Below are 20,848 nucleotides of genomic sequence, written 5' to 3' on the forward strand. Positions count from 1 at the left end.
CTCATTTTATACGGAGCTTTCATGAAGCCGATGAAAAACTTGGCGCAATACTATGTCGACTTGTTGGTCAAATTAGGGATTGTGCGTTTCTCCATTCTTTTGGCATTAGCCTTAGTTGCTCTAGCGGTATTTGTTCAAGTAGGAATTACGCTTGCCTTGCAAGGTACTGTCGACAATATCGATATTGTTCGCTCCGTTTTCTTTGGCTTGGTGATCACACCATGGGCGGTCTACTTCCTTTCTGTGGTGGTGGATCAACTGGAAGAGTCACGTCAGCGCCTTTCCAAGTTAGTATCCAAACTTAAAGATATGCGATCGCGCGATCAGGAACTGAATCAACAGCTGCAAGAAAACATCTTGCAGCTCAACCTAGAAATTGAAGAAAGACAAAAAGTCGAAGTCGCGCGCGAGCAATTGCTCACTGATATGGAAAACGAAGTCTTCCAAAGAGAAAAAGCGCAAGTGGAATTGGCGGAAAGAACGGCGTTACTTCGTTCCTTTATTGATGCATCTCCCGACTTGATTTATTACCGCAACGCCAAAGGGGAGTTCTCTGGCTGTAACCGCGCAATGGAAGATCTAACAGGCAAGCGCGAACACGATCTGGTGGGCTTGACGCCTTGGGACGTATACAGCAAGGAAGTCGCACAGCAAGTTGTGGAAACCGACGAGCAAGTTTTTTCGCACAACAACTCACTCACTTACGAGCAGTGGCTGGAATACCCCGATGGCAAAAAAGCGTATTTTGAATTACGAAAGGTGCCGTTTTACAGCAAAGAGGGCAAGCACCTTGGCTTGGTTGGATTTGGTCGTGATATCACTGAGCGGAAAAAATACCAAGATGCGCTAGAAAAAGCGAGTCAGGACAAAACCACTTTTATTTCGACAATAAGCCATGAACTGCGTACACCGCTGAACGGTATTGTTGGTTTAAGCCGAATGCTGCTGGATACCAAGCTTTCTCAAGAGCAGCGCCAATACATGCAAACTATCAATGTGTCTGCGGTCAGTCTGGGCAACATATTCAATGACATCATTGATATGGATAAGTTTGATCGTCGCAAATTGGAGCTGTTCCCCAAACCTTTGGACTTTACCGAGTTCGTTTTAGAAATCGAAAGCCTGTCGAGCTTGATGGCAGAACAGAAAGGGCTTCGTTTCGATTTGGAAAGGCTAACGGAATTACCGTCGGGCATCGATGTGGATGCCACTCGCCTTCGCCAAGTACTGTGGAACTTAATCAGCAACGCCATGAAATTCACGAAAGAAGGCGGCGTGGTGATGAGTGTGAGTGCCGAAATATTCACTGATCAGGCTGAGATTGTTATCGAAATCGAAGATACAGGTATAGGTATTCCTGAAGCGGAACTAGAGAAAATCTTTGCGATGTATTACCAAGTGAAATCGGGCAAAGACAACTTACATGCTGTTGGAACAGGCATTGGTTTAGCGGTTTCTCATCAATTAATTAACATGATGGGAGGCGATATTGTTGCATCAAGTGAGGAAGGGTTTGGAAGCACCTTTACCGTTACGTTAAAAGCACCGTTAGTCGAGATAGACCCTCAAGAGTCAGTTGTTGCGCCAAGTCCCGATCGCCATTTACGAATCTTCATGGTCGAAGATATCGAGCTGAATGTTACCGTCGCTCGTTCATTACTTGAAAGCCTTGGGCACAGCGTAGTAGTTGCAATGACGGGTGAAGAAGCGATCGCTTTGTTTAAGCCAAGCGACTTTGATTTGGTTTTGTTGGATATTCAATTACCGGACATGACTGGGTTTGATGTAGCGGCATACTTCAGAGATCACTATGAACACCTTCCACCACTTGTCGCCCTTACTGCCAACGTGTTGAAGGATAAAGATGAGTATTTCCAGAACGGGATGGATGAGGTGATCAGCAAGCCGTTGTCAGTGAAAGGCATCAAAAAAGCGCTGTCACTTTCTGATTTTTCTTCCAGTAATGTTGAAAACGAATGTAAAGAAGAACAAGAAGTTAGTACCCCTGCTGAAACACAGATAACGAATCAAATCTTAGATCTGGAAATGCTAGAATCCTACGTTGGAATAGTGGGGACAGGTCCAGTATTTGACAGTATTAAATTGTTTGAAGATATGATGCCGAGTTACATGGATGTATTGGATTCCAATATGACGGCGAAGGATCAGGCTGGCATTGTATCTGAAGCACATAAAATCAAAGGGGCAGCGGGCTCCATTGGCTTAAAACACATTCAAAGTGTGGCACAAAAAGCGCAATCACCAGAGCTGGCAGCATGGTGGGAAAATATACACGATTGGGTAGAAGAGATTCGCAATGGCTATCAACCCGATATCGATATTCTTAAAGCGTGGCTAGAAAACGAAAAAGGAAAATAAAATGAAAAAGCTTGCCTTAATGGCGGTATTGGCTGTGGCTGGGTGTGCACAACAAGATAGAGATGCTAATCAAGTGCCTTGGGAAAAAAGCACTGCGCAAGAGACCATTGCTGGCGCAACCGTGCGAATGACGGTGAACCTCTGGTTAAACAAAATGCCGGGTATTGATGGTGAACAAGGCCTATTGCTTCACGGATCTCTTTATCTAGAAGGGCGTGAAGATTTACCTGCAGATTTGGATGCGAGTGCTCTGATCATAAAGCAGGGCGATTTAGTGCAATGGGTCGCGTTGGAAAGCATTGACGTACGCAACCATAGTGGCAACCGTTGGGAAGTCGCATTTAGCACGGATATGCCATTGAGTGACATTGAGAGTGTGGATGTTGGGTTGCAGCTGGCTGATACAGAAAACACGTACTGGCTGACGCAAGAAAAAGTGAAAGTGGACAGCGTTTACTAAAAGATAGAACGCGCATACAAAAAAAGCCGATGGATTCATCGGCTTTTTACTATGAGCACGTTGGCTTACTCGTCTAAATCACCACAAAAGCGGTAACCCTCACCGTGGATGGTGGCGATGATTTCTGGTGTGTCTGCAACCGATTCAAAATGCTTACGAATACGGCGAATGGTGACATCCACTGTACGATCGTGTGGCTTAAGCTCGCGTCCGGTCATCTTCTTCAGAAGGTCGGCACGTGTTTGAATCTTGCCTGGGTTTTCACAGAAGTGAAGCAAAGCACGGAATTCAGAACGAGGAAGCTTATAGCTGTCACCAGAAGGGCTCACAAGAGAGCGGCTGTTGATGTCTAATTCCCAACCATTAAATTCATACTTTTCAACACTACGTTTTTCTTCTTGAACAACGCCATTCGTCATAGAACGATTAAGAAGATTACGAGCACGAATAGTTAATTCACGAGGGTTAAATGGCTTGGTGATATAGTCATCTGCACCAATCTCTAGACCTAGGATCTTATCTACTTCGTTATCACGACCGGTCAGGAACATGAGTGCTACATTTGCTTGCTCGCGGAGTTCGCGCGCCAGCAACAGACCATTTTTACCTGGTAGGTTGATATCCATGATAACCAGGTTAACTTGGTTATCAGCAAGTACACGATGCATTTCTTCACCATCACTTGCTTCGTAGACAGCATATCCCTCTGCTTCGAAAATGCTTTTCAGCGTATTGCGGGTTACTTGCTCATCTTCAACGATGAGAATCTGCGGGGTTTGCATTGGCGGTACCTAAATTGTAACTAAAACTGTGCTAATAGAATAAATTCTAGGCAGAAAAATAACATACAGGTAAAGTGTTCTTGATAATAAACGATACTACGCAAAAAAACACCACCTTCACACGGTACGCCGTCCTTGGAAGTCTGATTTTGTAAGACTAAATCCTATGTCATGCTTGCTTTCTGCCATTTGCTGAACTGGATTTTATATTGTTAACAGCTTGCTAACAACGCCCAAATTCCAATTCCATTCACTTTGTTGATTTATATCAATAGAAGAAAACTAACAAGAATAGATAGTAAATGTATATAAAAAGTTGAAATTTTTATGCAGATTGATAGCACTCTCAAACAAGCTTATGTGGAAACATTTTTTTACATAGACCAAACAATCAGTTTTTCCAGTTTTTGCGTAATAACTGCTTGTAATCCAAGAAGTATAATACTGAACGATGAAGAAAATCTGCGAAGAAATTCACAGTTAGAGTCGCTGTTACAACTCAATAAAACGTTACGTTTGTTGGCTGGCGACATCAATTTGGAGTGGAGCGAAGCCAGCTATGCTGTAGAAATATCACTACAAAATGGTTTGAATTTAGCAAAAGCGTTTGACCAAAATGCCATCTATTACGTGGAATCTGGTGAGCTGTATTTAGCATTTGTTACCGGAGAGATAGAAAAGATAGGTAAATTTGAAAGCAAGGTAAAACCGATGAATTAGCGGTTGTATACCTTAGGAAAATGGATAAGTAACTTGTGGCGAACTTTATCTACCTATGGATTTTAATGCTTCAGGTGGCATAAGGAGAACCACAGTTTATAGTTAAATAAGCAGGAATATTTCAAGGAGGATTCATGAAAGACTTACTGCCTGATCTATGTGATCAGTATGAAGACCAATTAACCTTACTCGACTTACCTTTACAAAACTTTGGGCAAAGAGCTGCGTTTTGGGGGGAGATAGTCACCGTGCGTTGTTTTCACGACAATTCCAAAGTGAAAGAAATGCTAAAAGAGAATGGAAAAGGAAAAGTATTGGTTGTCGATGGTAACGGTTCAAGTGAACGCGCTCTAATGGGTGACCAAGTTGCATTAACCGCTCTAAACAATCAATGGGAGGGAGTCGTGATTTGGGGGGCGGTTCGAGATGTTGGGGCGTTATCCGAAATAGACTTAGGCGTGAAAGCGTTAACTTCCTGCCCTTTCAAAACAGAGAAAAGAGACATAGGTGAAACTCAGGTTGGTCTAACTATTCAAGGACAAATGATCCAGCCAGGGGATTACCTGTATTCCGATTGGAATGGGATTGTCATTTCTAAAGAAGAGTTGAAAGTGAGCTAACAGGCTCAGAATGGTTGGAGTTGGATTTAGAAGCGGAAGCCTAAGCCAACTTCAACACCACCTTTTTGAAGCTCTTCATAATCTAAGGTCGCGTGGATATCTAAATTTTCAGATAATTTTAATCGGCTAGACAGCTCAGCCGAAATCAGCTTTTCTTGTGGGTTGCTGCTGTTATCTTCGTAGGATTTTGAAGCTCTAAGGCTACTGTTTACTGAAAAAGATTCATTAAACGTGTAGTTCACACCACTTAAAAAACCGTTATATCGAGGTGATTCTGAGTTTGTGATACTCGCACCAACATACAAGTCAACAGAATCAAATAGATTGTAGGAATAGCCACTGTCTATTTGCCAACTATCAAACTGGGTGTTTGGTTGGGATTGACTCGATATAAACCAGCTGTGTGAAGATGGCTTCTCTGGGTTTAACAGCGGTAGGCTTTCAGCAAAAGAAGTTGCAGGAATAGCGAGCAGGCTCATAACGAGAAATAGTTTCTTCATATTTTGCCTCCTTGCTGAATAATCTACTTAGTGAATATAGCGTATCTGTAAAGCTACAACGATCTTTTTTTCGGGATTGATCATACTCTGGGATCATACTCACCTAAACACTGTATTTTGTCAAAGAATGATGATTCGCTTATATATACACAATTTTTATCATAACTGAGCGAGGATTCAGGGTTGGCTCAAATAATAAGTTGATTATTAATATTTTTGTCGCGCAATCTGCTAAGTCTCACCTTTCATTGAGTCGAGTAAAAAGCAAAAAAAATAATCTTTTCATTGACTCCGTTACAGAAAATCGGTAAACGTAAATGTAAGCAAACACACGTACACAATAAGATAAAATATATTCATGCTTAATCACCGCTCAATAGTGACTACCACCATTATTATTACCGACATTCGAATTGTTGGGGCGGGCTGATAAGCGAAAGAAATTTCAAAAAAAGGCCTGTATCCCACGAGATACAGGCCTTTTTTTATGCAGGTTTAAAATATACCGGAGGAAGGGATGCGAGTTTTAAAATTTGGTGGATCGTCGCTGGCAGACGCAGATCGCTTTTTAAGAGCGGCGGACATCATTGCAAACAACGCAAAGCAAGAGCAAGTCGCTGTAGTACTTTCAGCGCCAGGGAAGACAACCAACAAATTGGTGTCTGTTATTGAAGGGGCATTGCGTAACGGTGAGGCTGATCTGCAAATCGCAGAGCTAGAGTCATCTCTGCAAGCTTTGTTCGATGACGTTAAAAAACAAGTGCCCGATCTCGCCAGCGCAGGTTTTTCTAACCAATTAAAAACATCATTAAATCAGTTGAAACAGTTTGTTCACGGAATCAACCTTTTGGGGATGTGTCCGAACAACGTGAATGCTCGTATCATCAGTAAAGGTGAGCGAATTTCAATCCAGCTAATGAAAGCGGTATTGGAAGCCAAAGGGCACCCATCTTTTCTCATCGATCCTGTCGAATACCTCGTCGCTAAGGGTGACCATCTAGAAGCGATGGTGGATGTGGAAGTTTCTACACAGAACTTTCGAAACAATCCTCTTCCAAAAGATCATGTATACATCATGCCTGGTTTTACTGCCGGTAATGATAAAGGTGAGTTAGTGACTCTTGGGCGCAACGGTTCCGATTATTCCGCTGCTGTGTTAGCCGCTTGCTTGCGTGCTGAGTGTTGCGAAATTTGGACTGACGTCGATGGGGTGTACAACTGCGACCCTCGCTTGGTTGATGATGCTCGTTTACTCAAATCCCTTAGCTACCAAGAGGCGATGGAGCTTTCATATTTTGGTGCTTCCGTTCTGCACCCAAAGACTATAGCGCCTATCGCTCAATTCCACATTCCTTGTCTGATTAAAAACAGCTTTAACCCGCAAGGCGCGGGTACGCTCATTGGGCAAGATACAGGTGAAGACAACCTTGCAATCAAAGGTATCACGACCCTTAGTAAACTGACTATGGTGAACGTATCTGGTCCTGGCATGAAGGGTATGGTTGGCATGGCAAGCCGAGTGTTCGGAGCGATGTCATCAGCCGGTATTTCCATTGTTTTGATTACACAATCTTCATCTGAATACAGCATCAGTTTCTGTATTGAACAAGCCGATAAAGCCAACGCAGAGCAAGTATTGAGTGACGCATTCGAACTTGAACTAAAAGATGGCTTGCTAGAGCCTGTTGAGTTCATCAATGATGTCGCCATCGTAACGCTTGTGGGTGATGGCATGCGCACTTCTCGCGGTGTTGCATCGCGTTTCTTTGCGTCTCTAACGGAAGTGAATGTGAACGTTGTTGCGATTGCTCAAGGGTCTTCAGAGCGCGCGATTTCCGCTGTGATTCCTGAAGATAAAGTATCTGAAGCCATCAAAGCGTGTCATGAAAACCTGTTCAATTCGAAACATTTCCTTGATGTATTTGTGGTTGGTGTTGGCGGTGTAGGTGGCGAGCTGGTCGATCAGATAGAGCGCCAACAAGCCAAACTGGCAGACAAAGGCATCGTTATTCGAGTTTGCGGATTAGCAAACAGCAAGGGCTTACTTCTAGACAGCAAAGGTTTACCTCTGGATCACTGGCGTGATCGCATGACACACGCGACAGAAGAATTGAGCCTTGCTCGCCTAATTGCATTGGTTCAGCGTAACCACATCATCAACCCTGTACTGGTTGATTGCACATCGAGTGAAGATATTGCGAACCAATACGCGGATTTCCTTGCCGCTGGATTCCACGTGGTAACACCAAACAAAAAAGCGAACACAGCAAGCATGGCTTACTACCACCAATTGCGCGATGTTGCTCGCTCTTCTCGCCGCAAGCTTATGTACGAAACAACGGTAGGGGCTGGGCTTCCGGTTATTGAAAACTTACAAAACTTGATTTCAGCTGGCGATGAATTAGAGAAATTTAACGGCATCCTTTCCGGTTCTTTGTCTTACATCTTTGGCAAGTTGGATGAAGGCATGACGCTGAGCCAAGCGACTAACATTGCAAAAGACAATGGATTCACCGAACCGGATCCGCGCGACGATTTGTCGGGTATGGATGTGGCTCGAAAACTTCTTATATTGGCACGTGAAGCGGGTTTTGAGCTGGAGTTGGATGATGTTGTAGTTGAAGCCGCATTACCTCCAGGATTCGATGATAGCGGCAGTGTGGAAGAGTTTATGGCTAGGCTGCCAGAAGCTGATGCATACTTCAGTGAGCTTTCTAAAAATGCTGCAGAAGAAGGCAAAGTGCTTCGTTATGTCGGCGAAATCTTGGATGGAAACTGTAAAGTGAGTATTACCGCTGTGGATGAAAACGATCCTATGTTCAAGATTAAAGACGGCGAAAATGCCTTGGCATTCTACAGCCGCTACTATCAACCGATTCCGTTAGTGCTTCGTGGTTATGGAGCGGGTACAGAGGTTACGGCAGCAGGTGTATTTGCTGATGTTATGCGTACGTTAGGCTGGAAATTAGGAGTATAAGAATGAGTGTAGTGGTTTATGCTCCTGCCTCTATAGGTAATGTGAGTGTTGGCTTTGATGTGCTTGGTGCTGCGGTGTCTCCAGTTGATGGCACGCTTTTAGGTGACCGTGTATTGGTAAAAGAAGGCGCTGAGTCGTTTACTCTTGATACTGCGGGCGATTTTGTCAGCAAACTACCAACCAACCCAAAAGAAAATATTGTTTACGATTGCTGGCGTGTATTTGCACGTGAGCTTGATAAAAAAAGTGTACCGCTAAAACCGGTACACATGGTACTAGAAAAGAACATGCCGATAGGGTCGGGGCTTGGCTCCAGTGCGTGTTCTATTGTCGCGGCACTGGATGCATTAAATCAATTCCACCAAAACCCACTCAACAAAATGGAACTTCTGGCGTTGATGGGAGAAATGGAAGGTCAAATTTCTGGTGGCATTCATTATGACAACGTCGCGCCTTGTTACCTTGGCGGGTTGCAACTGATGCTAGAAGAGCTGGGTATCATTTCAGAAGAAGTACCATGTTTCGATGAATGGTATTGGGTTATGGCTTATCCAGGGATTAAAGTTTCCACGGCTGAAGCACGTGAGATTCTGCCCTCTCAATATCGACGTCAGGACATCATTGCGCACGGTCGTCACCTTGGGGGCTTTATTCATGCATGTCACTCAGGTCAACCAGAGCTTGCAGCTAAGATGATCAAAGACGTGATCGCAGAACCATATCGTGAGAGACTGCTACCTGGTTTCGCTGATGCTCGCAAGTACGCTGCAACCGCGGGTGCCTTAGCTACAGGTATTTCTGGTAGCGGTCCGACGCTGTTCAGTATTTGCAAAGAAAAAGATGTCGCCGAGCGCGTAGCGCGTTGGTTAGAACAGAATTACGTACAAAATGAGGAAGGGTTTGTTCATGTTTGCCGTTTAGACAAGCAAGGATCAACCGTAACAGGAAGTGAGCTATGAAGCTTTACAACATCAAAGAAAATGACGAACAAGTATCCTTTGGCCAAGCCGTGCGCCAAGGATTAGGCCGTAACCAAGGCTTATTTTTTCCTTCAGAACTGCCCAAGTTTGAAGATATCGATGCGCTGCTTGATGAAGATTTCGTCACACGCAGTAGCAAAATTCTTTCTGCTTTTATTGGTGAAGAATTATCAGCGGAGCAAGTAAACCAACTGGTTGATGCTGCGTTCCAATTCCCTGCGCCAATCAAGCAAGTAAAAGATGGCGTTTATGCGCTGGAGCTTTTCCACGGACCGACTCTTGCGTTTAAAGATTTCGGTGGTCGCTTTATGGCGCAATCACTGGTTGCGGTATCAGATGGTGGCAAAATTACCATCCTTACCGCGACATCTGGTGATACAGGTGCCGCTGTAGCGCATGCTTTCTATGGCATGGAAAACATCAATGTTGTGATTCTTTACCCGAAAGGCAAGATCAGCCCTATGCAAGAAAAGCTGTTCTGTACATTGGGTAAAAATATCCACACAGTGGCGATCAACGCCGATTTTGATGCGTGTCAGTCACTGGTGAAAAATGCATTTGATGATTCTGCGTTACGCGAAGAGATTGGGCTAAACTCTGCGAACTCTATTAACATCAGCCGTTTGATGGCTCAGATCTGTTATTACTTTGAAGCAGCAGCTCAAATGAGCAAAGCGGAGCGTGAGAATCTTGTTATTTCAGTACCAAGTGGCAACTTTGGTAACTTAACTGCTGGTTTATTGGCGAAAGCAATTGGTTTGCCTATCAAGCGTTTCATTGCAGCAACAAATGCAAATGATACGGTACCTCGCTACCTAGATACAGGAAAGTGGGATCCAAAACCAACAGTCGCAACCACATCAAATGCCATGGATGTCAGCCAGCCAAATAACTGGCCACGTATTGAAGAGCTTTGCCAGTTACAAGGCTGGGGTTTGGATACGTTAGGTAAAGGTGCAGTGACAGACGAGCAAAGTGCTGATTCAGTTCGAGAGCTGAATGATAAGGGCTACTTATGCGAGCCACACGGCGCGATAGCGTATCGCGTTCTAGATGAGCAACTTCAAGAAGGCGAAACAGGGCTCTTCTTGTGTACTGCCCACCCAGCTAAATTCAAGGAAGTGGTCGATGACGTTTTAGGGACGGATATCGATGTCCCAGCGCCACTTGCGAAGCACGCTGCGATGGAGTTGTTGTCGGAAGAGTTGGATAACGATTTTAGCGCATTAAAAGAAGTACTTCGTCGAGTTCAAAAATAACAAGCAGCAAAGTTTCCAAAATCTGCAACCTATAAAAAAACAGCGCTCATTGAGCGCTGTTTTTTTGTGTTCTATTAACTGTCGGTCTTATAGAGACTCTGTAAACGTACGAGCAATAACGTCACGTTGCTGCTCTTGAGTCAGAGAGTTAAAACGCACAGCGTAGCCAGAAACACGAATCGTTAGCTGAGGGTAGTTCTCAGGGTTGTTTACCGCATCTTCTAACGTTTCACGCTTAAGAACGTTCACGTTTAGGTGTTGACCACCTTCGATACGTGGTGCAGTTTCAATCGCCACTTCACGGCTTTCGAATTCACCTAGGTCAGAAGCAGGAATAACTTGATCAGCTTCGTAGCCAGCGTTAGCTGCTACACAACGCGCTTCATTTTTATCGTTATCCAATAGCCAGATTGAGTTAAGTAGATCGTCGTTTGCCGCTTTAGTAATTTGAATACCTTGGATCATTCCTGTCTCCTAGTCCACGTACGTGGTGATGAATTTTGATGTAAATTTCGATTTTTTGTCGAGCTAGCTATTATATAACCAATAACCTTTAAGATAATATTGATTTATGTCAAAAAACAACGAAAATTATTAAAAATAGACCAGTAAATTTATTGAGTTAAATCAATTAATCTTTATAAAACAAAGTGTTTACAATTTATTTTAAAGTATCAAAAATATTTTATATCTATATTTGTGGTAATTTTACAACAAAATAAAGCGTTGATATTCATCACTAGTGACTCGAGGTCAATGGTTGGGTAGCATTGGTGAAAGACTTTCAGTCACAATTACCAGAGAGCATATGAAATACATTGGCGCGCATGTTTCTGCAGCTGGTGGGGTTGATAAAGCCCCTCAGAGAGCGAAAGAGATCGGAGCAAATGCTTTTGCTCTTTTTACAAAAAACCAAAGGCAATGGGTAGCAAAGCCTTTGGAAGAAGACATCATTACTGCCTTTAAAAAACAGTGTGAAGTACATGGGTTTAGTGCTGACACCATTCTTCCTCACGATTCGTACCTGATTAATCTTGGTGCACCCGAACAAGAGAAGTTAGAGAAATCTAGGGCGGCCTTTATTGATGAAATGGTACGTTGCGAACAACTGGGATTGAAGTTGTTGAATTTTCATCCGGGTAGCCACCTAAAGAAGATATCCGAGCAGGAGTGTTTATCTCGAATAGCAGAATCGATCAATATCGCTCATCAGGCCGTTCCCAATGTTATTGCGGTGTTAGAGAACACAGCAGGGCAAGGAACAAACCTAGGATGGCGATTTGAACATCTTGCCGAGATCATTAGCCAAGTCGAAGATAAATCTCGTGTCGGTGTATGTATCGATACTTGCCACGCTTTTACAGCAGGTTATGACCTTAGAACGTTTGAAGCCTGTGAGCAGACTTTTAGTGCATTTGAAAATATTGTGGGAATGCACTATTTACATGCGATGCATCTTAATGACTCCAAAGTGGAATTTGCTAGCCGTGTCGATAGACATCACTCATTAGGGAAAGGAAAAATTGGCTGGGATTGTTTTCAATACATCGCACAAGATGCACGATTTGATGGTATCCCTTTGATTCTAGAGACCATAGAGCCAGAGATATGGAAAGATGAGATACAAGCGCTCCGCATGTACCACCAAAACTCACAGGATAAATAGATAAGTTGGCACTGATCTTTCATAAGTATTACTGAGATGAGAAAACAGAATTTGTACTCTTATGTGAGGAGTGACTTATGAACAGTCAAGCACCTGTAGGCTCTACACCAAACAGCTCTACGCCAAAACCGTTACCTTTGCCTAACCGATACCATCGAGGTACTGGGCATTGGAGAACGCCACAGCAAAGCAGACCTGCCAAGCGATAAGGCAACACGCTCCCAACCAGCATGTTTGGAGTGATATAAAGCCCAAGCCAAACCAAGGCTTGGGTTCTTTTTTGTTCTTATATTCCATCCATAATAGCCTCCATTCCACACATCTTTGTAAAAATCATCTCGAAAGGCTAACAGACCCTAGCTACCCAAAAACGAACTCGGTATCCTTTCTTAAGATCAATCCCCCTAGTTTGGGAATCTCTATTGGAATGAATGTGAGGGTATTATGAGCGAGTCGCTAACTTGGCACGACGTTATTGGTGAAGAGAAGAAAAACGTTTATTTTTCAGAGACAATGGAATTTGTCCGACAAGAGCGTGCCAATGGAAAAGTCATTTACCCACCGGAAAGCGACGTTTTTGATGCGTTTAGGTTCACTGAGTTCCATGATGTGAGAGTGGTTTTGCTTGGCCAAGATCCTTATCACGGACCCAATCAGGCGCATGGCTTGTGTTTCTCGGTTTTACCTGGCATTAAATCGCCGCCTTCACTCGTTAATATGTATAAAGAATTGGTGCAAGACATTCCTAATTTCACCATTCCTGACCACGGCTATCTGAAAAGTTGGGCACAGCAAGGCGTTTTGATGCTCAATACCGTGTTAACGGTCGAACAAGGGCAAGCGCATTCCCATGCAAAAACAGGCTGGGAAACCTTTACAGACAAGGTAATAGAAGCGGTTAATCAGCATAGAGAAGGCGTGGTGTTTTTACTTTGGGGGGCGCATGCTCAGAAGAAAGGACGCATGATTGATAGAAATAAACATCATGTACTTGCGGCACCTCATCCGTCTCCGCTTTCAGCTCATCGAGGTTTTTTTGGGTGCGGTCACTTTTCGCAAACCAATCATATTTTGCAGAAGCAAGGTCACACTCCTATAAATTGGCAACCTGAAACTGATTAATTTTTAATCGATATCAAGGAAGGCTTCTTTTCTCATTCTTAAACTCAAACTGAGGATAAAAAGAGGAATGAAGCCATGATTATAGAAAAAATAAGGCGAGAACATGGTTATATGGTTCGTTTGTTGGCGATTTTGAGTTCCAAGCTTGAGCAGCTAAGAAACGAGAAAACCATTAACTACAGCTTAGTTAAAGAGATCATTGATTATTTAGCTATTCACTCAAAGAAAACGCACCACCCGAAAGAAGACATTCTTTACCTTCATTTTGCTAACCATTACGGAAACCAGCAAAAAATCGATGATCTTGAGAAGGAGCACGTAGCCTTATCTAAAGTGACAGAAGCGTTTCAAAATACGGTAGAAATGATACTGCACGATGCGGTGATCCCATCAGACATGTTTGCATTGCAGCTGGAAGAGTTCATTTCGCGGCAGAAGGGGCATTTGGAAATGGAAGAGCGAGATGTTCTTCCGAAAATAGCGAAAGTTTTTACTGCGGCAGATTGGCGGGCTGTCGAAAGCCAATGGCATTATGATGATGAAGACCCAGTATTCGGCAACACAATAGCCGATCAATACCGTCAGCTGGCGGCAAGAGTTAGGCAAACCGAGTTTGAAAGCACTTAACCTGTTCTCACAAAAGAAGACCTCACACGAACAGGTTTTTGAACGAGCAGGTTTTCAAACGAGAAAGCGGACAAACAGCTGCTAACCAAAGACTCGAAAAACGGTCAGTTCTCGACGGTAATGACGAAAAGAGGCACCAAAAGGTGCCTCTTTATTTATAAGTCGATGTCATCTAGGTCGTACTCGTTACAAACATCCATTTCCATTAGTTCGCGTTGCAAGCGCTGCCGATCTTTAATCGCTTCTATTTCACGCCATTTCCGTTTAGCCGGTTTCGAACGTGTTGAGCGAGTCTGTTGGCCATTCATAGCCATAATATCTTCGAGTTGAAAGCCATCCATATGCGACCTCTCTTTTTTGTTATAAAGACTCCGATTGGAGCCTTTTAAGTAACATAATTGCTTGCAGAATAACCTTGATGTGTTTCTCATTTGTTTCTCTTTTATGAAGGTTTCATGAGAAACCCTGCGGAATTTCACAATTTACTGCGAAAATATTTGAATGAAAAATGAGCGATCAGTATCAAATAAAGAAAAATTCTGACATTTAATTATGTTAAAGAAGCAAACCCCAAAAGGGCTGAGATGAATATCAAAGAGGTATTTTCTTTAAAGTTGCAAATTATTGTTAAGGGTTGAACGAACAATCACTCATAAAAATTCGGTAAAGCTCGCTACGCAAAGGGTTACGCTGCATTTGTAGCACACAAAAAGTGACCGAAGATTGATACGCTTTTTTGTAAAGAAATTTTAGGATTTTTGTTTGGCTTTTGTACGGTTAGTGTTGTTTGTTGTGTTAATAAATCGTGCAAAAATAGTGAAATATAACAAATGAGTGCAATGGCGTGCATATTGATTTTTGCCGTTTAGGTCTGCATTATCCCCGCGGTCGAAATAATCACTCCGACATTTCTCCTACCGAGCACGGTGAAAAAACGGAGAGTCAGTGCAATGCTAAAAACTACAACAAAGAGGGTAGCCCTCTAATCCTGCACTGAACAAGGGAGCATGGCGTGAAGCTGTGTTGTTGTCATAACTCGATGCGAGGCTATCGTGGCAGATTTAATTCATTTAATGAACGACCTTCTTTGGGGATCGATTCTAGTTTACTTACTTGTTGGTGTGGGTGTGTATTTTACCCTACGCCTTGGGTTCATTCAGTTCAGACATTTTGGTCACATGTTTTCTGTTCTTCGGAACAGCCGTAAATCCGATGCTGCTGGTATCTCTTCTTTCCAAGCACTTTGTACTTCGCTAGCGGCACGTGTTGGTACGGGTAACATGGCAGGTGTTGCTGTTGCTCTAACTGCTGGTGGCCCTGGGGCGATTTTCTGGATGTGGATGATTGCTATGTTAGGTATGGCAACGTCATTTGCAGAAAGTGCACTGGCGCAGTTGTACAAAACACGTGATGCTGATGGCAACTACCGTGGTGGGCCTGCCTACTACATGGAGAAAGGGTTAGGGATGCGCTGGATGGGCGTGTTGTTCTCTATTCTCCTGATCATAGCGTTTGGATTGGTATTCAACGCTGTACAAGCCAATTCCATTGCGGGTGCAATGCAAACGGCTTTCGGTACAGAGCCTAAATTTGTTGGCGGCGCGCTAGTCCTTATCTCTGCATTCATTATTTTTGGTGGCATGAGAAAGATTGCTCGTACAGCCGAGTTGATCGTACCGGTAATGGCGCTAGCGTATCTTTTGCTTGCCATGTTTGTGATGTTGACCAACCTAGAGAAAGTACCAGCGGTATTTAGCCTGATTTTCAAAAGCGCGTTTGGCTTACAAGAAGCAGCAGCGGGTGGTTTGGGTTACGCAATCGCACAAGCTATGATTCAAGGTATTAAGCGTGGTTTGTTCTCGAATGAAGCGGGTATGGGCTCTGCGCCAAATGCCGCTGCATCGGCGACTCCATACCCACCGCACCCAGCTTCACAAGGTTACGTACAAATGCTTGGTGTGTTTATGGACACCATGGTTATCTGTTCTGCGACTGTTGCCATTATCCTAATGTCTGGTGAATACGTTCCACACGGTGAAATTACTGGTATTGAGTTGACTCAGCGTGCATTGAGTGCACAAGTCGGTGAGTGGGGCGGTATCTTTGTTGCAGTGGCGATTTTCTTCTTCGCCTTCACATCCATTATTGCCAACTACTCGTATGCAGAAACCAACCTTATCTTCTTAGAACACAACCGCAAGAAAGGTTTGATTCTTTTCCGCATCATTGTTCTAGGTATGGTTATGTTTGGTTCTTTAGCGACATTGCCGACCGTTTGGGGTTTAGCAGACGTATCAATGGGTTTGATGGCAATCGTCAACCTTGTCGCTATCTTGCTTCTTTCTGGCATCGTGGTGAAGCTGGCAAAGGATTACAACAAACAATTGAAAGCGGGCAAAGTGCCGACGTTTGATGTGAAAGATTACCCAGAACTGCAATCTCAACTAGAAGAAGGCATCTGGGACAATACTAAGTCTAAGCAGAATATTGAGCCCGAGAAAAACTGAAATCTTGAACAGAGAAAATAAGTTACATACCCAAGTAACCTCAAGATGCTTTGTTCAGCGAGAATTAACTGGCTTTCAGACAAGGCATCGATATGAAGATCTAGTCATTCTAAATCAATAATCGGTAACGCAGTATGAAAGCCAGTTAAACTCGCCCTTGGGAGCCCATATTCTGTCCCATTTCATCGTCAAAGAACTTGGAAAGGATTCATCATTCCACTGCGTTCTTCTCCTTGAACTGGAACAGAATATGAGGCTCTGAATCCTGCATCTTGAGGTCACTTGGGTATAATAGACTTCACGAATCAATACAATTGAAAAAGCCATGCTGACTTAGTGTGGCTTTTTTTATATGCTTACAATACAAAATCAGCCCAACAGAGTAAAAGTCATGCTTATCGTTGTATCACCAGCAAAAACACTCGATTACGAATCTCCATTAGTGACAGAGCGCTTTACCCAGCCCACGTTGGTTGAGCACAGTGCCGAGCTGATCAAGGAATGCCGTAAACTTACTCCTGCCGATATTTCGGGCTTGATGAAAGTGAGCGATAAAATTGCAGGGCTTAACGCTGCGCGTTTTGAGCAATGGAGTGAGACGTTTACGGTTGAGAATGCGCGCCAAGCTATCTTGGCATTTAAAGGTGATGTATACACTGGTTTGGAGGCGGAAACGTTTTCCGACGACGAGTTCGATTACGCGCAATCGCATTTGAGAATGTTGTCTGGTTTGTACGGTTTGCTTAAGCCACTGGATTTGATGCAGCCATATCGACTAGAGATGGGCACAAAGCTTGCCAATGAGCGTGGTACTAACCTCTATCAGTTCTGGGGCAATATCATTACCGATGAAGTGAATCAAGCGCTTAAAGAGCAGGGCGACAACGTACTTATCAACCTAGCATCAAATGAATACTTTAAAGCTGTGAAGCCAAAAAATGTAGACGGCACGGTTATTACCCCTGTCTTCAAAGATTGTAAGAATGGCAATTACAAAGTGATCAGCTTCTTTGCTAAAAAAGCGCGTGGAATGATGGCTCGTTACATCATTCAGAATAAAGTGGATTCGGTTGAAGCATTAACTCAATTTGATACCGCGGGTTACTATTTTGTTGAAGCTGAATCCACAGCAACAGAGTTAGTGTTCAAGCGTGAAGAGCAAAACTAGGCTACACACCTTGCGCTTCGATAAAAAGGCATAGAGATCGAACAAAATCAAACGCCAGCACAGAAATGTGCTGGCGTTTTTAGTTTGAGTTATTGGGCGGGGTATATTGGGTGTTGTTAGCGTGAAAGTAATTGTCGCAGATATTGCAGTCGAGACATGCTTTGCTTACAACCACCAAGGCGATATTTCTCTTGCCACAAGATGGCATACTCACTTTCAATTTCAGCGACTTGAAGAACCAATTGCCTTTTAAGCGAGGTGGGGAAGTCTTCCACTTCTCGGCATTGGTTTTGAATGTAACCGATGGCAATATGGCTCGCCAATTTCATTGTTTTTATCGTCCAGAGGATCTCGCGTTTCAGCAGCGATTCGTTTACCGACTTCACTTGTTTTTCAGTGCTTTCTAATTGGGCGATGCTCTGCCTGATCTTTTGCTCATCTTTCAGATCTGCTCTTCGTATATGGCGACGCGATTTCTGGTCAAATACAAACGGTCCATAAAATGCGCAGTTTGGCGTCGATACCCCAGAATCACTGTACGCGTCTTGAAGTTGCAGTAACGTGCCTGTTAAATCGGAATACTCTTTCCCCCAAAAAGTGGTGAGCACATAACGAATATCAACATCGATGTTTTGTTTCTCGCCCCAAGCAACGGCAGCGCCAAACGCATAGGCTGGTAACGAGGTGGAAAACTGTTGAGCATGTCCCATATCCCCCCATTCTGATATCTGATAACCATGTCCGCCAAACTTTTTGGCAGAAATAGCTGCTCGTCGCATGTGAATTTTCGCGGCCTGCCAGCGACCCGCAACGGATGCAAAGGTATTTGTTGAAACTACCACCTGAAACGGGTAACCAAATTCAGCGAGCTTTGCGTGTTCTTCATCGTAAGGGTGATTTTCTTCATAGCCCCAATTGAGCAGCTCCAATTCTTTGGGAAGGTGAGGAAGGATTTCAGGGTATCGAAACAGCATGTCACTGAATATCTGGCAGTACATTCCCCGTTCACTGGCAATCGTTAACACCTTGGTTAGGTAGTTCAAATAAACTTGCCCTTCTCCTAAAGTCTCACACGCTTGTTTACTGCCATCGACCCCTAAGTCCATGGTTTCATCAAAATTGATGTTCAGCGTTTTACTGGAAAAGTTGGGTAACAACTCGTCAAATAATTCGGCAATGAATTTTGGAACATCCGGGTTTTCGGGGTTTAATCCAAAGGATTCAGGGCGAAAGTCGCCACGTTGGTCGTAGAAGCCTGAAGTTTGTTCTGCCAAATGCGTGTATTCCGGATGGCAGAGCCATTTTTCCATGTGTCCAAACGTCGCTTGATTAGGAATTAATTCGATGCCTTTGGTTTTACAATAGTAATCCAACGCGCGTATTTGTTCGGGAGTGAGTGGGTCATAGTCTTGCCAAACTTTGTGGTGCAGCTGGTACGAAAAAGCATGTTCAGTATAGAACTGCAGTTGGTTGATTCTGAGTGATGACCAGTAATCGATAAGCTCGAATAAGGTGTCCATCGTCGGGATCTTATCTCGACTTACATCCAGAATCACGCCGCGTTGCGAGAAATCGGGTTTATCGAAAAGGACCAGTTGTGGCAATGACGAAGAGCACTGACAAACCAATTGAGCCATGATGTGGTGAGCGTACAGAATGCCCAATTCATCGCAGTGCTTGATCAACAAAACATCCTTTCTGATCTCAATGCCAAAAGATTGCTCGGTAAACTCGCTATGATATTGGTATTCAACTTGTGGCGATGAGATTCGCTCACCTTGAACGCGAGGGATCATGCCTCGTGTTAAGCCGGGTATAAATAATGGATCGCCATTAAGAAACTGGATCGACTTTGGTTCAGGAAACAGTGTTGGGCAAAATTCTGCCATATGGACCTCAGTTAAATACGACTATCAGAAGGCAGCACGCTAAACAGCGCGATATCCTGAGTGATAAGTTTCTGCCACGCCATTGCTGCGGCTCCAGCCGAGACAGCTTGAGTACCCAAGGTGGAAAAACTAATGCAGGGATCCCACGTTTTGGGACCGTCCGTGTTGGCAAGTTTCTGATCAATATTGGCCACAAGATTGGCACCATAGCGTTGGGCTTCGCCACCAATAATGACGTTATGGATGTTCATCAAGCGCCCCATGATGACAAGTGAAGACGCAAACTCTTGGAGGATCAGGGACAAATCGGCAGATTCTGTACCATGTACCAGTTCACTTTTGTATTGACCCGCTGAAAAATCATCGCCATAGAAGAGCTTGTTGTTTAACACGAAACCCAAACCAATCCCTAAATGCTCAGAGTCGGTATGGCGATGATGAGAGGTAAACAGAACATAGATAAAATGGGTTGTGGGCTCACGACGTGTTTGCATCATTTCCCCCCAAGCAGCGCAGTTGGCATCGTTGTCAATGAAGATCGGATACGCAAATATTTGGCGGAGTTTGTCCACCAACGCAAGTGGCTTATATATTTCGAGCGCATTAGACAGCGACACCTGCCCACTCTCTGGATCCACCAAGCCAGGTAACCCGATACCAATGGCGAGAATCTTATGGAACTTATCTTCTATTTCTCGAAGTACAGGTGTTAGTACATGGGCGATTTCGGAAATGACACCTCGCTTGGGCTGGAACGGGATAATGGTGCGATAAACAATTAGGCAATCCACATTCACTACCGAAACGTTAACCACACTATCGGTGAGCTCAATACCAACCAAAACACCAATCTCTGAATTGAGAGAAAGTGACACCTTTGGTCGTCCACCTTTACTATTGGAAGGTTTAGCGGTGACTTCTGAAATCAGATTTTTTTCCGTCAGCAACCCTACAATTTTAGTAATGGTGGATTTATCCAGCCCGAGTTGTTCTGCGACTTCTACCCGTGAAATTCGGTTATGACGCCAGATGCTATCGATGACTCTGGATAAGTTGACAATCTTACTGTTTTGGCTTGGCTTCATAGTTAAGTTGATTGTGGAAACTAATTAATAATATCCTTTATAGCGACTTCAATATGACTATTCAAGAACAAAAATTAAGCGTTCCAATCTATTCACTTGAAGTATGA

At 43.7% G+C, this 20,848-nt stretch carries 19 protein-coding genes and 1 other annotated feature; of the genes, 13 read left to right on the forward strand and 6 right to left on the reverse strand.

Annotated elements, in window-relative coordinates:
- The first annotated feature begins 21 nt into the window (after nucleotides 1-21).
- The gene (gene arcB / locus Q8W40_RS16925) at nucleotides 22-2,379 is read left to right on the forward strand and encodes an aerobic respiration two-component sensor histidine kinase ArcB (protein WP_305398875.1); all 2,358 of its coding nucleotides are present in this window, start codon (nucleotides 22-24) and stop codon (nucleotides 2,377-2,379) included.
- A 1-nt stretch (nucleotide 2,380) separates the two neighbouring features.
- Nucleotides 2,381-2,839 (forward strand): hypothetical protein, encoded by a 459-nt coding sequence (locus Q8W40_RS16930; protein ID WP_101112385.1) that lies wholly within the window; start codon nucleotides 2,381-2,383, stop codon nucleotides 2,837-2,839.
- 65 nt (nucleotides 2,840-2,904) lie between these two features.
- Here the strand turns inward: Q8W40_RS16930 and arcA are convergent, their stop codons facing one another.
- On the reverse strand, nucleotides 2,905-3,621 hold the full coding sequence (gene arcA, locus Q8W40_RS16935; protein ID WP_104402965.1) for a two-component system response regulator ArcA: 717 nt from the start codon (nucleotides 3,619-3,621) through the stop codon (nucleotides 2,905-2,907).
- 327 nt (nucleotides 3,622-3,948) lie between these two features.
- Here arcA and Q8W40_RS16940 point away from each other — a divergent pair, with 327 nt between their 5' ends.
- On the forward strand, nucleotides 3,949-4,341 hold the full coding sequence (locus tag Q8W40_RS16940; RefSeq protein ID WP_305398878.1) for a DUF3293 domain-containing protein: 393 nt from the start codon (nucleotides 3,949-3,951) through the stop codon (nucleotides 4,339-4,341).
- Nucleotides 4,342-4,475: 134 nt separating this feature from the next.
- Nucleotides 4,476-4,961, forward strand: a complete 486-nt coding sequence (locus tag Q8W40_RS16945) for a putative 4-hydroxy-4-methyl-2-oxoglutarate aldolase (protein ID WP_101112382.1) — start codon at nucleotides 4,476-4,478, stop codon at nucleotides 4,959-4,961.
- A gap of 26 nt (nucleotides 4,962-4,987) precedes the next feature.
- Here the strand turns inward: Q8W40_RS16945 and Q8W40_RS16950 are convergent, their stop codons facing one another.
- On the reverse strand, nucleotides 4,988-5,461 hold the full coding sequence (locus tag Q8W40_RS16950; RefSeq protein WP_101112381.1) for a ribonuclease regulator: 474 nt from the start codon (nucleotides 5,459-5,461) through the stop codon (nucleotides 4,988-4,990).
- Between the two features lie 366 nt (nucleotides 5,462-5,827).
- Nucleotides 5,828-5,949: a sequence feature (Thr leader region), on the forward strand.
- 29 nt (nucleotides 5,950-5,978) lie between these two features.
- On the opposite strand from Q8W40_RS16950, the gene thrA reads away from it, so the two are divergent.
- Genes thrA through thrC form a run of 3 tightly spaced genes read left to right on the forward strand, consistent with a single transcriptional unit; the run spans nucleotide 5,979 to nucleotide 10,677 of the window.
- A complete protein-coding gene (thrA, locus tag Q8W40_RS16955) occupies nucleotides 5,979-8,438 on the forward strand; it encodes a bifunctional aspartate kinase/homoserine dehydrogenase I (RefSeq protein WP_305398882.1) in 2,460 nt (819 codons plus the stop codon).
- Nucleotides 8,439-8,440: 2 nt separating this feature from the next.
- Nucleotides 8,441-9,397 carry a homoserine kinase gene (gene thrB, locus Q8W40_RS16960; protein WP_305398884.1) on the forward strand — a complete coding sequence of 319 codons (957 nt, stop codon included), beginning with the start codon at nucleotides 8,441-8,443 and terminating at the stop codon, nucleotides 9,395-9,397.
- Entirely contained in the window at nucleotides 9,394-10,677 is a 1,284-nt protein-coding gene (gene thrC / locus Q8W40_RS16965; protein WP_305398885.1) for a threonine synthase, read from the forward strand. The genes thrB and thrC overlap by 4 nt, the downstream gene beginning before the upstream one ends.
- A gap of 87 nt (nucleotides 10,678-10,764) precedes the next feature.
- Here thrC and grcA read toward each other — a convergent pair whose 3' ends face one another.
- Nucleotides 10,765-11,142, reverse strand: coding sequence for an autonomous glycyl radical cofactor GrcA (gene grcA, locus Q8W40_RS16970; protein WP_101112377.1), 378 nt, complete (start codon nucleotides 11,140-11,142; stop codon nucleotides 10,765-10,767).
- A 343-nt stretch (nucleotides 11,143-11,485) separates the two neighbouring features.
- On the opposite strand from grcA, the gene nfo reads away from it, so the two are divergent.
- The 4 genes from nfo (at nucleotide 11,486) to Q8W40_RS16990 (ending at nucleotide 14,092) form a co-directional block, all read left to right on the forward strand.
- A complete protein-coding gene (nfo, locus tag Q8W40_RS16975) occupies nucleotides 11,486-12,343 on the forward strand; it encodes a deoxyribonuclease IV (RefSeq protein WP_305398887.1) in 858 nt (285 codons plus the stop codon).
- 77 nt (nucleotides 12,344-12,420) lie between these two features.
- Nucleotides 12,421-12,552, forward strand: coding sequence for a hypothetical protein (locus tag Q8W40_RS16980; RefSeq protein WP_305398889.1), 132 nt, complete (start codon nucleotides 12,421-12,423; stop codon nucleotides 12,550-12,552).
- Between the two features lie 235 nt (nucleotides 12,553-12,787).
- Complete coding sequence (ung, locus tag Q8W40_RS16985; RefSeq protein ID WP_305398891.1) at nucleotides 12,788-13,465, forward strand: uracil-DNA glycosylase; 678 nt, start codon at nucleotides 12,788-12,790, stop codon at nucleotides 13,463-13,465.
- 75 nt (nucleotides 13,466-13,540) lie between these two features.
- Nucleotides 13,541-14,092 (forward strand): hemerythrin domain-containing protein, encoded by a 552-nt coding sequence (locus Q8W40_RS16990; RefSeq protein WP_305398893.1) that lies wholly within the window; start codon nucleotides 13,541-13,543, stop codon nucleotides 14,090-14,092.
- A gap of 155 nt (nucleotides 14,093-14,247) precedes the next feature.
- On the opposite strand, the gene Q8W40_RS16995 is transcribed toward Q8W40_RS16990, so the two are convergent.
- Complete coding sequence (locus Q8W40_RS16995) at nucleotides 14,248-14,433, reverse strand: DUF3545 family protein (protein WP_101112371.1); 186 nt, start codon at nucleotides 14,431-14,433, stop codon at nucleotides 14,248-14,250.
- 711 nt (nucleotides 14,434-15,144) lie between these two features.
- On the opposite strand from Q8W40_RS16995, the gene Q8W40_RS17000 reads away from it, so the two are divergent.
- Together Q8W40_RS17000 and yaaA are read left to right on the forward strand one after the other, a co-directional pair.
- The gene (locus Q8W40_RS17000; protein WP_305398896.1) at nucleotides 15,145-16,599 is read left to right on the forward strand and encodes an alanine/glycine:cation symporter family protein; all 1,455 of its coding nucleotides are present in this window, start codon (nucleotides 15,145-15,147) and stop codon (nucleotides 16,597-16,599) included.
- 391 nt (nucleotides 16,600-16,990) lie between these two features.
- Entirely contained in the window at nucleotides 16,991-17,767 is a 777-nt protein-coding gene (yaaA, locus tag Q8W40_RS17005) for a peroxide stress protein YaaA (RefSeq protein WP_305398897.1), read from the forward strand.
- A 116-nt stretch (nucleotides 17,768-17,883) separates the two neighbouring features.
- Here yaaA and Q8W40_RS17010 read toward each other — a convergent pair whose 3' ends face one another.
- Together Q8W40_RS17010 and Q8W40_RS17015 are read right to left on the reverse strand one after the other, a co-directional pair.
- The gene (locus Q8W40_RS17010; protein ID WP_305398899.1) at nucleotides 17,884-19,656 is read right to left on the reverse strand and encodes a family 20 glycosylhydrolase; all 1,773 of its coding nucleotides are present in this window, start codon (nucleotides 19,654-19,656) and stop codon (nucleotides 17,884-17,886) included.
- A gap of 11 nt (nucleotides 19,657-19,667) precedes the next feature.
- Nucleotides 19,668-20,741 carry an ROK family transcriptional regulator gene (locus tag Q8W40_RS17015; protein ID WP_305398901.1) on the reverse strand — a complete coding sequence of 358 codons (1,074 nt, stop codon included), beginning with the start codon at nucleotides 20,739-20,741 and terminating at the stop codon, nucleotides 19,668-19,670.
- Between the last annotated feature and the right edge of the window lie 107 nt (nucleotides 20,742-20,848).

It is taken from the genome of Vibrio penaeicida (assembly GCF_030689305.1).
Classification (GTDB): Bacteria; Pseudomonadota; Gammaproteobacteria; order Enterobacterales; family Vibrionaceae; genus Vibrio; species Vibrio penaeicida_B.

Coding starts and splice junctions, on each gene's coding strand:
- Q8W40_RS16950 (WP_101112381.1), bottom strand. CDS start 5,461: ATGAAGAAACTATTTCTCGTTATGAGCCTGCTCGCTATTCCTGCAACT.
- thrC (WP_305398885.1), top strand. CDS start 9,394: ATGAAGCTTTACAACATCAAAGAAAATGACGAACAAGTATCCTTTGGC.
- Q8W40_RS16990 (WP_305398893.1), top strand. CDS start 13,541: ATGATTATAGAAAAAATAAGGCGAGAACATGGTTATATGGTTCGTTTG.
- arcB (WP_305398875.1), top strand. CDS start 22: ATGAAGCCGATGAAAAACTTGGCGCAATACTATGTCGACTTGTTGGTC.
- Q8W40_RS16945 (WP_101112382.1), top strand. CDS start 4,476: ATGAAAGACTTACTGCCTGATCTATGTGATCAGTATGAAGACCAATTA.
- ung (WP_305398891.1), top strand. CDS start 12,788: ATGAGCGAGTCGCTAACTTGGCACGACGTTATTGGTGAAGAGAAGAAA.
- Q8W40_RS17010 (WP_305398899.1), bottom strand. CDS start 19,656: ATGGCAGAATTTTGCCCAACACTGTTTCCTGAACCAAAGTCGATCCAG.
- Q8W40_RS16930 (WP_101112385.1), top strand. CDS start 2,381: ATGAAAAAGCTTGCCTTAATGGCGGTATTGGCTGTGGCTGGGTGTGCA.
- Q8W40_RS16980 (WP_305398889.1), top strand. CDS start 12,421: ATGAACAGTCAAGCACCTGTAGGCTCTACACCAAACAGCTCTACGCCA.
- Q8W40_RS17015 (WP_305398901.1), bottom strand. CDS start 20,741: ATGAAGCCAAGCCAAAACAGTAAGATTGTCAACTTATCCAGAGTCATC.
- arcA (WP_104402965.1), bottom strand. CDS start 3,621: ATGCAAACCCCGCAGATTCTCATCGTTGAAGATGAGCAAGTAACCCGC.
- Q8W40_RS16940 (WP_305398878.1), top strand. CDS start 3,949: ATGCAGATTGATAGCACTCTCAAACAAGCTTATGTGGAAACATTTTTT.
- Q8W40_RS16995 (WP_101112371.1), bottom strand. CDS start 14,433: ATGGATGGCTTTCAACTCGAAGATATTATGGCTATGAATGGCCAACAG.
- yaaA (WP_305398897.1), top strand. CDS start 16,991: ATGCTTATCGTTGTATCACCAGCAAAAACACTCGATTACGAATCTCCA.
- thrB (WP_305398884.1), top strand. CDS start 8,441: ATGAGTGTAGTGGTTTATGCTCCTGCCTCTATAGGTAATGTGAGTGTT.
- grcA (WP_101112377.1), bottom strand. CDS start 11,142: ATGATCCAAGGTATTCAAATTACTAAAGCGGCAAACGACGATCTACTT.
- thrA (WP_305398882.1), top strand. CDS start 5,979: ATGCGAGTTTTAAAATTTGGTGGATCGTCGCTGGCAGACGCAGATCGC.
- nfo (WP_305398887.1), top strand. CDS start 11,486: ATGAAATACATTGGCGCGCATGTTTCTGCAGCTGGTGGGGTTGATAAA.